Source organism: Enterobacter sp. DC4 (genome assembly GCF_000568095.1).
Classification (GTDB): Bacteria; Pseudomonadota; Gammaproteobacteria; order Enterobacterales; family Enterobacteriaceae; genus Enterobacter; species Enterobacter pseudoroggenkampii.
Genome location: NZ_AZUB01000005.1, coordinates 95218 through 107783 on the forward strand (window position 1 = coordinate 95218; position 12566 = coordinate 107783).

At 53.5% G+C, this 12566-nt stretch carries 12 protein-coding genes and 2 tRNA genes; 9 read left to right on the forward strand and 5 right to left on the reverse strand.

The genetic code is table 11. The features are described 5' to 3' along the window. Positions 1-25: 25 nt before the first annotated feature. Genes pmrB through dacB form a run of 3 tightly spaced genes read right to left on the reverse strand, consistent with a single transcriptional unit; the run spans position 26 to position 3164 of the window. Complete coding sequence (gene pmrB / locus P349_RS09090; protein ID WP_032650381.1) at positions 26-1069, reverse strand: two-component system sensor histidine kinase PmrB; 1044 nt, start codon at positions 1067-1069, stop codon at positions 26-28. Further along, a complete protein-coding gene (pmrA, locus tag P349_RS09085; RefSeq protein WP_032650380.1) occupies positions 1066-1728 on the reverse strand; it encodes a two-component system response regulator PmrA in 663 nt (220 codons plus the stop codon). Before pmrA ends, pmrB begins: the two co-directional genes overlap by 4 nt. Positions 1729-1730: 2 nt before the next feature. After that, on the reverse strand, positions 1731-3164 hold the full coding sequence (gene dacB, locus P349_RS09080; RefSeq protein ID WP_032650378.1) for a serine-type D-Ala-D-Ala carboxypeptidase: 1434 nt from the start codon (positions 3162-3164) through the stop codon (positions 1731-1733). Between the two features lie 228 nt (positions 3165-3392). Between dacB and greA the strand changes: the two genes are divergently transcribed. Next, on the forward strand, positions 3393-3869 hold the full coding sequence (greA, locus tag P349_RS09075; protein WP_014171793.1) for a transcription elongation factor GreA: 477 nt from the start codon (positions 3393-3395) through the stop codon (positions 3867-3869). Positions 3870-4020: 151 nt separating this feature from the next. Here greA and yhbY read toward each other — a convergent pair whose 3' ends face one another. Beyond that, positions 4021-4314, reverse strand: a complete 294-nt coding sequence (gene yhbY, locus P349_RS09070; protein ID WP_003861814.1) for a ribosome assembly RNA-binding protein YhbY — start codon at positions 4312-4314, stop codon at positions 4021-4023. A 127-nt stretch (positions 4315-4441) separates the two neighbouring features. Between yhbY and rlmE the strand changes: the two genes are divergently transcribed. The 6 genes from rlmE (at position 4442) to P349_RS09040 (ending at position 10034) form a co-directional block, all read left to right on the forward strand. Further along, complete coding sequence (rlmE, locus tag P349_RS09065) at positions 4442-5068, forward strand: 23S rRNA (uridine(2552)-2'-O)-methyltransferase RlmE (RefSeq protein WP_003861812.1); 627 nt, start codon at positions 4442-4444, stop codon at positions 5066-5068. Positions 5069-5170: 102 nt separating this feature from the next. After that, positions 5171-7105, forward strand: a complete 1935-nt coding sequence (gene ftsH, locus P349_RS09060) for an ATP-dependent zinc metalloprotease FtsH (RefSeq protein ID WP_010436002.1) — start codon at positions 5171-5173, stop codon at positions 7103-7105. 98 nt (positions 7106-7203) lie between these two features. Then, entirely contained in the window at positions 7204-8052 is an 849-nt protein-coding gene (gene folP, locus P349_RS09055; protein WP_032650377.1) for a dihydropteroate synthase, read from the forward strand. Next, positions 8045-9382, forward strand: coding sequence for a phosphoglucosamine mutase (gene glmM / locus P349_RS09050; RefSeq protein ID WP_024906365.1), 1338 nt, complete (start codon positions 8045-8047; stop codon positions 9380-9382). Before folP ends, glmM begins: the two co-directional genes overlap by 8 nt. A gap of 223 nt (positions 9383-9605) precedes the next feature. After that, positions 9606-9938 carry a preprotein translocase subunit SecG gene (secG, locus tag P349_RS09045; protein WP_023309338.1) on the forward strand — a complete coding sequence of 111 codons (333 nt, stop codon included), beginning with the start codon at positions 9606-9608 and terminating at the stop codon, positions 9936-9938. A 9-nt stretch (positions 9939-9947) separates the two neighbouring features. After that, a tRNA-Leu gene (locus P349_RS09040) sits at positions 9948-10034 on the forward strand. Between the two features lie 153 nt (positions 10035-10187). Here the strand turns inward: P349_RS09040 and argG are convergent. Further along, entirely contained in the window at positions 10188-11534 is a 1347-nt protein-coding gene (gene argG / locus P349_RS09035) for an argininosuccinate synthase (protein WP_024906366.1), read from the reverse strand. Positions 11535-11821: 287 nt separating this feature from the next. Between argG and P349_RS09030 the strand changes: the two genes are divergently transcribed. Both P349_RS09030 and rimP read left to right on the forward strand, forming a co-directional pair. Continuing rightward, positions 11822-11898 (forward strand) — tRNA-Met (locus P349_RS09030). Positions 11899-12105: 207 nt separating this feature from the next. Further along, positions 12106-12558 carry a ribosome maturation factor RimP gene (gene rimP, locus P349_RS09025; RefSeq protein WP_014833432.1) on the forward strand — a complete coding sequence of 151 codons (453 nt, stop codon included), beginning with the start codon at positions 12106-12108 and terminating at the stop codon, positions 12556-12558. Positions 12559-12566: the final 8 nt, after the last annotated feature.

Genomic DNA, 12566 nt, shown 5'->3' on the forward strand with positions numbered 1-12566 from the left:
AAAGCCCCCATTATGGGGGCTTTTTTTATTCCAGCGTCGCAGGCAGCCAGCAGCTGGCGATTAAACCGCCTTCAGCGCCATTCTCAAGCGTGAGCCTGCCGTGGTGAAGCTGGACGATGCGCTGCACGATGCTCAGCCCCAGACCGCTGCCGCCGTAGCGCTGGTCAAGACGGCGGAATGGCTCAGTAATGGACTGTCGGTGCGCTTCATCAATCCCTGGACCCTGATCGATAACGCTGATCTGCGTCCCCCCGTCGACCTCGGTTAATGTCACTGTAATCGTTGTCCCTGCCGGGCTGTAGCGTCCTGCATTTTCCAGCAGGTTGCGCAGCATCAGGCGCAGGAGCACGGCGTCTCCCTGAACCGTGAGCTCGCTTTTAGCGGGCCAAATCACCGTATGCTCTTTGGCTTCATGACCCAGGCCGAGAGGTTCAATGATATTTTCCGTCCAGCTTACGGTTTCGTAGTGGCCGCTCGCCATTGCCTGTCCGGCCCGGGCCAGCATCAGCAGCTGTTCGACGGTATGCATGAGCTGATCGATACGGCTAATCAGCGTTGCCGCCTGTGGCGCACCAGACTGCGACATCAGCTCCAGATGGAGCCGGATACCGGCAAGAGGCGTTCGAAGCTCGTGCGCGGCGTCTGCAGTGAAGAGACGCTCCTGTTGAATGGTATTGTCCAGCCGGGCGAGGAGCTGGTTCAGGGAGGTCGTCACCGCGCCGATCTCTTCCATGTCGGAATACATAGGAAGCGGGGTTAAGTTATCCGCCGAACGGTTAGCCAGGCTGACACGCAGTTTATTCAGGGGCCGGGTGATCCAGGTGACCGCCCAGAAGGAGAAGAGCAGGGTAAAACCGACCATCACCAGAGAAGGGACCAGCAGCGAGGCAATCGCCTCGCGGATCTCTTTTTCGACATGGTTATTACGCGCTTTTGCTGACAGCGTTTCACTGACCAGGAAACTAATCTGCTCACGGCTTTCATGCCACAGCCAGATGACGCTTATCAGCTGGAAAAATAACAGAATGACCGCCAGCAGCACCATCAAACGCCGACGCATGCTGTTCATTTCTGGCTCTCCAGGCGATAGCCAACGCCACGGACGGTTTTGATTCTGTCCTTGCCGAGCTTACGACGCAGGTTGTGAATGTGGACTTCAAGGGTATTTGACCCCGGATTGTCCTGCCAGGAGTAGATATCCTGCTGGAGCGTTTCTCTGTGCACCGTTTGCCCGCTGCGCATGATCAGACGCGTAAGCAAGGCGAACTCTTTTGGTGTTACCTCGACCGCCTGATCCTGGCGCAGTACCTGCTGGGTTTGCAGATTCAGCGTAATATCGCCGTCGGTCAGTAAGTTATCACTATGTCCCTGATAGCGGCGAATCAACGCTCGCACCCGAGCCTGCAGCTCCGCAAGCGCAAAAGGCTTCACCAGGTAATCGTCTGCGCCTGCATCGAGGCCGGTGATACGATCCTCAATGGCATCGCGTGCCGTCAGGATCAACACCGGGTTGGCGATACCGCGGCGTCGCCACTGGCTGAGCAGCGTGGCGCCGTCTTTATCAGGCAAGCCCAAATCGAGGATCACCAGACTGTATTCGCCGCTCTGAATCAGGGCGTCCGCCTCCGCTGCGGTGCCGGCACAGTCGAGGGCATACCCTTCATTGGCCAGCCCCAGCGCCAGCCCTTCCTGCAATAACAGATCGTCTTCAACTATAAGTAGTTTCATCGCTAGTTATTCTGGTAGATGTCCTTATAAAGCCTGCTTTCGAAGCGAACAAGCGGAATACGACGATTGCGCTGGTCGGTCGGTTCGACGGCATAGCCGGAAAGATACTGCACGAATGCCATGCGTTGTCCGCTGGCGGTAGTGATGAAGCCTGCAAGGTTGTAAACCCCCTGCAGTGAGCCTGTTTTAGCGGATACTTTGCCATCCACACCGGCAGCGTGAAGCCCGGCGCGGTACTGCAGTGAACCGTCATGCCCGGCCAGCGGCAGCATTGAAATAAAGTTTAGCTCAGTGTCATGCTGTGCAATGTACTGAAGCACCTGCATCATCGTGGCCGGAGAGATCAAATTATGGCGCGATAGTCCGGAGCCATCGACAGCGATGGTATTACCCAGATCGATCCCCGCCTGCTGGCGCAGGATCTGCCGAACCGCGTCTGAACCCGCGCGCCAGGTTCCCGGCACGCCGAAACGGGCGTGACCAATCATGCGGAACACCGTATCGGCAATCATGTTGTCCGACTTTTTCAGCATGATGCGCAATAAATCGTGCAGCGGTGGAGACTGTTTGCTGGCGATGACCGTACCGGGCTGGTTGACCTGCGTCTGACGAAGCAGCGTGCCCGAGTAGGTTATTCCCGCTTGTTTCAGTTCATCTTTCAGAATGGCGCCTGCATAGCTTGCGCCATCCTGTATCGCAAATGCCAGCGGCAGCGGATCGGCGCGCTGGGTCAGGCAGCCGGTCAGCGTGAAGCGGTTAAGATCGCCTGGTACGACGTCCAGCTCACAATATTGCGCATCCGGGGAGCCTTTCGCCAGCGTGCGGACCTGGCTAAACATCGTGACCGGGTAGTAGGACGCTATGCGGATAAACGCTAAATCATCCGGCTTTGGCGCGCTGTAAAGCGAAACCGAGAAGCAGTTACGGTCGACAATCGCGGCGGCGGGCGGGGCGCTAAAGCACTGGGTCATGTCGTTCCACGGCCAGCCTGGGGCTTTATCGTGGCTGGCAAAGATGGACGTGTCGATCAGCACATTGCCATCAATTTTCTGCACGCCAGATTTTTTCAGCACCGCAACCATATTGCGGATATCCTGGCGCTTAAAGGTCGGATCGCCGCCAAAACGGGCGATAAGATCGCCTTTCAGTTCGCCACCCTCAACGTTACCTTTGGTTTCAAGAGTGGTGGTAAAACGGAAGTCAGGCCCGAGCTGGAGCAGGGCGGCGAGGGCAGTGATCACCTTTTGGGTACTGGCAGGCAGCGCCATCTGTTGACTGTGATAGTCAATCTCGGGAGCCTGTGCGCCAACCTTCTGCACCATCAGGGCAAGGTTCGCGCCTGCGGGGAGCTGATTAATGTACTCATCAACATTCGCGGCCTGGGCGGTGAACGTTATACTGGTAGTCAATCCGATGATAAATCTGGAAAATCGCATAATCTCGCGCTAACAACCCGAAAACAAACCGTCATACTACGGTGCATGGCACTGCAAAGTAAACGATGACCCATAGTGAACTTCGCGGTAAAATGCATATCAAATTGAAAAATTGCTGCTGACCTGGGGCATTGCTCCCGGGTCGGTTTTCTTTTTGCTTCTTGCCCGCTTAGGGGGGCAGGAGCAGGGAACACTGCTCCCAACAGGAATGTTTAAGAGGTATAACAAATGCAAGCTATTCCGATGACCTTACGTGGTGCCGAAAAACTGCGCGAAGAGCTGGATTTCCTGAAATCCGTGCGTCGTCCTGAAATCATCGCCGCTATCGCGGATGCGCGCGAGCATGGCGACCTGAAAGAGAATGCTGAATACCACGCCGCGCGTGAGCAACAGGGCTTCTGTGAAGGGCGTATTAAAGATATCGAAGCAAAACTGTCCAATGCACAGGTTATCGACATCACCAAAATGCCTAACAACGGGCGTGTGATCTTTGGTTCTACCGTGACCGTGCTGAACCTGGACAACGACGAAGAGCAGACCTATCGCATCGTGGGTGATGATGAAGCTGATTTCAAACAGAACCTGATTTCGGTGAACTCGCCGATTGCTCGCGGCCTGATTGGCAAAGAGCAGGACGATGTTGTCACCATCCGCACCCCTGGCGGTGAAGTAGAATACGAAATTATTAAGGTTGAATACCTGTAATTCGCTTCTCTACTAAGATGTTGATACATTGTAAAGAAAAGAAAAAGGCCGCGTAGCGGCCTTTTATCAACTCAAGGAGCATGGCATTTTGCTCGCCTGCTGACAGAAATCCCTCGTTTCACACAGAAAATGTGTTTAATTCAGGATATCCTTAACGTGGCAGCGAGATTTTACGCTCTTTAGACGGGCGGTAGAGCACCAGCGTTTTACCGATGACCTGTACATTACAGGCGCCGGTTTCGCGCACGATGGCTTCCACGATCAGGTTTTTAGTGTCTCTGTCTTCAGAGGCGATTTTCACCTTGATCAGCTCGTGGTGTTCCAGCGCTTGTTCAATCTCGGCAAGCACCCCTTCGGTCAAACCATTGTTGCCAAGCATCACTACAGGCTTGAGCGGATGTGCCAGACCTTTAAGGTGCTGTTTTTGTTTAGTACTCAGATTCATCGTATATTTTTGCTTACGTTGGGATTGAAAACGGTTCATTCTACCGCCATCTCCCTTATATCGCCAAATAGCTGCGTAGAAATTTACGTCACAGGCAAGCAACGATGAACCAGGACGGAAATGTTAAATGACAGGTAAAAAGCGTTCTGCCAGCTCCAGTCGCTGGCTCCAGGAACACTTTAGCGATAAATACGTTCAACAGGCACAGAAAAAGGGGTTGCGTTCCCGTGCCTGGTTTAAACTTGATGAAATACAGCAAAGTGACAAACTTTTTAAGCCGGGGATGACGGTTGTTGACCTCGGCGCGGCACCTGGCGGATGGTCCCAGTATGCGGTCACGCAGATCGGCGGAACGGGCCGAATCATCGCGTGCGATCTTTTACCAATGGATCCCATCGTCGGTGTCGACTTCCTTCAGGGCGACTTTCGTGATGAATTAGTGCTGAAAGCGTTACTTGATCGTGTAGGTGACAGTAAGGTCCAGGTTGTCATGTCAGATATGGCACCAAATATGTGCGGAACACCGGCGGTGGATATCCCCCGCGCCATGTATCTGGTGGAGCTAGCGTTAGAAATGTGTCGTGATGTACTAGCGCCTGGTGGTAGTTTTGTTGTGAAGGTGTTTCAGGGCGAAGGTTTCGAGGAGTATCTTAAGGAAATTCGCTCCCTGTTTGCGAAGGTCAAAGTTCGTAAGCCGGACTCTTCCCGGGCCCGTTCCCGTGAAGTGTATATTGTAGCGACCGGGCGAAAATGATAACCGGGAGATTTCAGACGAAAGTTTGAATGAAACTGGATATAGAGTATCCTGACGCTGTTTTTAACACAGTTGTAATATGAGGTTAATCCCTTGAGTGACATGGCGAAAAACCTAATACTCTGGCTGGTCATTGCCGTTGTGCTGATGTCAGTATTCCAGAGCTTTGGGCCCAGCGAGTCGAATGGCCGCAAGGTGGATTATTCTACCTTCCTGCAGGAGGTCAATCAGGACCAGGTTCGCGAAGCGCGTATCAACGGACGTGAGATCAACGTTACCAAGAAAGATAGTAACCGTTACACGACTTACATCCCGGTGAACGATCCTAAGCTGCTTGATAACCTTCTGACCAAAAACGTCAAGGTAGTTGGCGAGCCGCCAGAAGAACCAAGCCTGCTGGCTTCTATCTTCATTTCCTGGTTCCCGATGCTGCTTCTTATCGGCGTCTGGATCTTCTTTATGCGCCAGATGCAGGGCGGCGGTGGCAAAGGTGCCATGTCGTTCGGTAAGAGCAAGGCGCGTATGTTAACGGAAGATCAGATCAAGACCACTTTTGCAGACGTTGCCGGGTGTGACGAAGCGAAAGAAGAGGTCGGCGAACTGGTTGAATACCTGCGTGAACCGAGCCGTTTCCAGAAGCTGGGCGGTAAGATCCCGAAAGGCGTGCTGATGGTTGGCCCTCCGGGTACCGGTAAAACCCTGCTGGCGAAAGCCATCGCGGGCGAAGCGAAGGTGCCGTTCTTTACTATTTCAGGTTCTGACTTCGTTGAAATGTTCGTGGGTGTCGGTGCATCTCGTGTACGTGACATGTTCGAGCAGGCCAAAAAGGCAGCACCGTGCATTATCTTCATCGATGAAATCGACGCCGTAGGCCGCCAGCGTGGCGCAGGTCTGGGCGGTGGTCACGATGAACGTGAACAGACGCTGAACCAGATGCTGGTTGAGATGGACGGCTTCGAAGGTAACGAAGGTATCATCGTTATCGCGGCGACTAACCGTCCGGACGTACTTGACCCTGCGCTGCTGCGTCCAGGCCGTTTCGACCGTCAGGTTGTTGTGGGTCTGCCGGACGTTCGCGGTCGTGAACAGATTCTGAAAGTTCACATGCGTCGCGTACCGCTGGCACCAGATATCGACGCGGCAATCATTGCGCGCGGTACCCCGGGCTTCTCCGGTGCGGACTTGGCTAACCTGGTCAACGAAGCTGCTCTGTTTGCCGCTCGCGGTAACAAGCGCGTCGTATCGATGGTCGAGTTCGAGAAAGCGAAAGACAAAATCATGATGGGTGCGGAACGTCGCTCCATGGTGATGACGGAAGCGCAGAAAGAGTCCACGGCATACCACGAAGCGGGTCACGCGATTATCGGTCGCCTCGTGCCGGAACACGATCCGGTGCATAAAGTGACGATTATTCCGCGCGGTCGTGCGCTGGGTGTGACCTTCTTCCTGCCTGAAGGCGACGCGATCAGCGCCAGCCGTCAGAAACTGGAAAGTCAGATTTCTACCCTCTACGGTGGTCGCCTGGCAGAAGAGATTATCTACGGTGTGGAACATGTTTCTACCGGTGCGTCCAACGACATCAAAGTCGCGACAAACCTGGCGCGTAACATGGTGACGCAGTGGGGCTTCTCCGACAAACTCGGTCCGCTGCTGTATGCAGAGGAAGAGGGTGAAGTCTTCCTGGGCCGTTCTGTGGCGAAAGCGAAACATATGTCCGATGAGACTGCACGTATCATCGACCAGGAAGTAAAATCTCTGGTAGAGCGTAACTATGCACGTGCTCGCCAGATCCTGAACGACAATATGGACATCCTGCATTCGATGAAAGATGCGCTTATGAAGTATGAGACCATCGATGCACCGCAGATTGACGACCTGATGGCGCGCCGTGAAGTGCGTCCGCCAGCAGGCTGGGAAGACCCAGGCGCTTCCAATAATTCTGACAACAATGGCACCCCGCGTGCGCCGCGTCCGGTTGATGAACCGCGTACGCCAAACCCGGGTAATACCATGTCAGAACAGTTGGGCGATAAGTAAGTTACTGCTGTTGACGCGTTTGTCTGTACCTCAAACCCTGGAGCTTGCTCCGGGGTTTTTCATTTCTGTTTAACCATATAGATATCAGGGATTTCGCCATGAAATTATTCGCTCAGGACTCGCATCTCGATCTTTCACATCCCCATGTGATGGGGATCCTGAATGTTACCCCTGACTCCTTCTCTGACGGCGGCACGCATAACACGCTTATCGAGGCGGTTAAGCACGCGAATTTAATGATTAATGCGGGTGCCACCATCATTGACGTTGGCGGCGAATCGACGCGTCCTGGTGCGGCTGACGTGTCTGTGGAAGAAGAGCTGGCGCGCGTCGTGCCGGTGGTTGAAGCGATTGCACAGCGGTTTGAAGTGTGGATCTCCGTTGATACCTCCAAACCCGAAGTGATTCGTGAAGTGGCGAGAGTGGGCGCTCACATTATTAATGATATACGCTCACTCACCGAGCCTGGCGCACTTGAAGCCGCGGCAGAGACGGGGTTACCGGTATGCCTGATGCACATGCAGGGCCAACCGAAAACCATGCAGGAAGCACCGAAGTATGACGATGTCTTTGCCGACGTGAATCGCTTCTTTATTGAGCATATTGCACGCTGTGAACGTGCAGGTATCCCAAAAGAGAAATTGCTGCTCGACCCGGGGTTCGGTTTCGGTAAAAATCTCTCACACAATTATGCGTTGCTTGCGCGCCTGTCGGAATTCCATCATTTTGGCCTGCCGTTACTGGTGGGGATGTCGAGAAAGTCGATGATTGGGCAGTTGCTGAACGTGGGGCCGAGCGAACGCCTGAGCGGCAGCCTGGCCTGCGCAGTGATTGCGGCGATGCAGGGTGCACACATTATTCGTGTCCATGACGTCAAAGAAACAGTAGAAGCCATGCGTGTGGTGGAAGCCACACTGGTAGCGAAGGAAAACAAACGCTATGAGTAATCGTAAATATTTTGGTACCGACGGTATCCGTGGGCGTGTAGGCGATGCTCCCATCACCCCTGATTTTGTCCTGAAGCTCGGCTGGGCTGCTGGCAAGGTACTGGCGCGTCATGGCTCACGTAAAATTATCATCGGTAAAGACACCCGTATTTCGGGCTATATGCTCGAGTCCGCGCTTGAAGCGGGTCTGGCAGCTGCCGGACTGTCCGCCTCCTTTACGGGTCCAATGCCAACGCCTGCAGTCGCGTATCTGACGCGCACCTTCCGTGCGGAAGCGGGGATTGTCATTTCGGCTTCTCACAACCCGTTCTATGACAACGGCATTAAATTCTTCTCCATTGACGGCACCAAGCTGCCGGATGACGTGGAAGAGGCGATTGAAGCCGAAATGGAAAAAGAGATCACCTGTGTTGATTCCGCAGAGCTGGGTAAAGCGAACCGTATCGTCGATGCGGCGGGGCGTTATATCGAATTCTGTAAAGGTACCTTCCCGAATGAGCTGAGCCTGGCTCATCTGAAAATTGTGGTGGACTGTGCGAACGGTGCGACCTACCACATCGCCCCAAATGTTTTCCGCGAACTGGGTGCGAAAGTGATCGCCATTGGCTGCGAGCCGGATGGTCTGAACATTAACGAGCAGGTGGGGGCAACTGACGTTCGTGCTCTGCAGGCGCGTGTTCTGGCGGAGAAAGCCGATCTGGGTATTGCGCTGGACGGCGACGGTGACCGCGTGATCATGGTCGACCACGAAGGTAACAAGGTCGACGGCGATCAGATCCTCTACATCATTGCACGTGAAGGTCTACGTCAGGGCCAGTTGCGCGGCGGTGCGGTAGGTACGCTGATGAGTAACATGGGCCTGGAACTGGCGCTGAAACAGCTCGGTATTCCGTTTGTCCGCGCGAAAGTGGGTGACCGCTACGTGCTGGAAAAACTGCAGGAGAAGGGCTGGCGCATCGGTGCAGAAAACTCGGGTCACGTCATCCTGCTCGACAAAACCACCACCGGTGACGGTATCGTGGCCGCGCTGCAGGTGGTTGCCGCGATGGCGCGCAACCATATGAGCCTGCACGATCTGTGCAGCGGGATGAAAATGTTCCCACAGATCCTGGTGAACGTGCGCTTTACTGCTGGCAAAGGCGATCCGCTGGAAAATGAGAACGTCAAAGCGGTGATGGCTGATGTTGAAGCGGCTCTGGGCAGCCGTGGACGCGTGCTGCTGCGTAAGTCTGGTACCGAACCGCTGATCCGCGTGATGGTGGAAGGTGAAGACGAAGCGCAGGTCACCGAATTTGCGCACCGTATTGCGGATGCCGTAAAAGCTGCATAATCTTGCACGCTAAATGTTTAAAAAGGCGGCGTTTGCCGCCTTTGTTTTAAGCAATTCATGGCTTTTTGCTGTTTTTTTCCGCAGTTGATACAATGCGTCGAAAATGCCCTTGCGAAGGTGATTCGCTTTGGTTAGTATTCACACCCGCTTCAGTGGGAAACAAAAATCCTGCTAATTGGTCGAAGCATTGGTATGCGGCAAATCCGCAAGGAACAGGTTGATTATGTACGAAGCTCTTTTAGTTGTTTTCCTTATTGTAGCCATCGCTCTCGTAGCGCTGATTATGCTGCAGCAAGGTAAAGGCGCTGATATGGGAGCCTCCTTCGGAGCAGGCGCTTCCGGTACGCTGTTCGGTTCAAGTGGTTCTGCGAACTTCATGACCCGCACAACGGCGATTCTGGCTACGCTGTTCTTCATCATCAGTCTGGTGCTTGGCAATATCAACAGCAACAAGACCAGCAAAGGAAGCGAGTGGGAAAATCTGAGCGCGCCAGCAAAAACTGAGCAGACTCAGCCAGCTGCACCGGCTAAGCCAACCAGCGATATCCCGCACTAAGTATTCTGTACCGAGGTGGTGGAATTGGTAGACACGCTACCTTGAGGTGGTAGTGCCCTAACGGGCTTGTGGGTTCGAGTCCCATCCTCGGTACCAATATTCCAGAAGAAAGACGTCGAAAGACGTCTTTTTTTTCGTCTGTATATTGTGGTAGCGGGCAAAATGGCGGCTGGCGCTGCGCTTACCCGCCCTACAAATACCAAATAAAAAAGGCGCCTGTTGGGCGCCTTTTGCATGTCTTGCTGTCGATTACTTCTTATCGCTGTGTTCCAGGTTTTCAACCTGCGGCAGGCCGTTACCGGAGCTGGCGGAGAGCAGGCCATTCTCAACATAGTTGAACAGCTTCTCACGGGTATCAGTGATGTCCAGATTACGCATGGTCAGCTGACCAATACGATCGTCTGGTGAGAACACAGATTCACCTTTCTCCATAGTCAGACGCTCTGCTTTATAGGTCAGGTTGTCAGACACGGTGTTCAGGATGGAGTAGTCGTTACCGCGACGCAGTTCGAGGGTCACTTCACCGGTGATCGCGCTTGCCACCCAACGCTGCAGCGCATCACGCAGCATCAGCGCCTGTGGATCGAACCAGCGGCCCTGATACAGCAGTTTGCCCAACTGACGGCCATGAGAGTGATACTGCTCAATGGTGTCTTCGTTGTGAATGCCGGTCAGCAGACGCTCGTAAGCGATGTGCAGCAGCGCCATTCCCGGGGCTTCATAAATGCCACGGCTTTTCGCTTCGATGATACGGTTTTCAATCTGATCGCTCATGCCCAGACCGTGACGACCGCCAATACGGTTAGCTTCCAGCATCAGCTCAACATCGTCAGAGAAGGTTTTACCGTTCAGCGCAACCGGATGGCCGCGTTCGAAACGCACTGTCACTTCTTCTGCCTGGATTTTGACGTTCTCGTCCCAGAACTTCACGCCCATGATCGGGTTAACGATCTTCACGCTGGAGTTCAGGAATTCCAGGTCTTTCGCTTCGTGCGTCGCACCCAGCATGTTGGAGTCGGTGGAATAGGCTTTCTCGACTGACATCTTATAGTCGAAACCGCAGGCGATCATAAACTCGGACATCTCATGACGGCCACCCAGCTCGTCGATGAAGTCGGTGTCCAGCCATGGTTTGTAAATCTGCAGCTCGGCGTTGGTCAGCAGGCCATAACGATAAAAGCGTTCGATATCGTTACCTTTATAGGTGCTACCGTCACCCCAGATGTTGACGCCGTCTTCTTTCATCGCCGCAACCAGCATGGTGCCGGTGACCGCACGGCCCAGCGGCGTGGTGTTGAAATAGGTCAGACCGCCGGTGGTGTTATGGAATGCACCACACTGAATCGCCGCGATACCTTCCGCGACCAGTTGCTTACGGCAGTCAATCAGGCGCGCGTTCTCTGCACCATACTCTTTAGCGCGACGAGGAATGGCATCATAGTCGTCCTCATCCGGCTGACCCAGGTTCGCAGTATAGGCATACGGAACCGCTCCCTTCTGGCGCATCCACAGCAGTGCAGCGCTGGTATCCAGGCCACCTGAGAAAGCGATGCCAATACGTTGTCCTACCGGAAGATGCTTGAGAATCGTCGTCATAGAATAAAACCCTGCTTGATTGACTGATTAGAGACCGCTTTCGCTCTCTTGTGCATTTTTATGCAAAATAAGTGAGTATTCATTTAATCATCTTTTGGCGAAGACCGGAAGAGAGTCATGCGTTTTTTGTAAAAATTTTGGTCTGATCGATCTGGCGGAAGTCGCCTTGACAGGTGGGGTCAACTATCAATATACTAAACGCCGATTTTACGTCCCGTCTTCGGTACCAAATCCCAGCATTATTTGCAAATTCTGTCCAAAACGCGTAGAATTTGCCACGTTTCAGGCGCGGGGTGGAGCAGCCTGGTAGCTCGTCGGGCTCATAACCCGAAGGTCGTCGGTTCAAATCCGGCCCCCGCAACCACTTTCCCATAAAGTTCTTTTTCAAATATACTGTGAAGACTTAGAGCCTTCGTAGCTGGATTTGAAAAAATTCTTTCGGAAAGTGCTCCAGGCCACAGTTGTGGCTATAGGGTTCAGTTATCTAAAGCCCCGATTTATCGGGGTTTTTTGTTATCTGACTACAGAATAACTGGGCTTTACGCCCTTTTTTTATGTCTTGGGGGTGGGCTTGTCCACATTAGAGCAAAAATTAACAGAGATGATTACTGCACCGGTCGAAGCACTGGGCTACGAACTGGTCGGCATCGAATTCGTTCGCGGCCGTACATCGACGCTGCGCATCTATATTGATAGTGAAGATGGCATCAATGTTGATGATTGTGCTGATGTCAGCCACCAGGTGAGTGCGGTTCTTGATGTTGAAGACCCGATTACCGTTGCGTACAACCTGGAAGTTTCCTCACCTGGCCTCGATCGCCCGATGTTCACGGCCGAGCACTATGTGCGCTTTACCGGTGAAGAAGTGGCTCTCGTTCTGCGTATGGCCGTACAGAACCGCCGTAAATGGCAGGGAATTATCAAAGCCGTTGATGGTGAAATGATCACGGTGACAGTCGAAGGCAAAGATGAAGTGTTCGCGCTGAGTAATATCCAGAAGGCGAACCTGGTTCCCCACTTTTAACAGTCTGG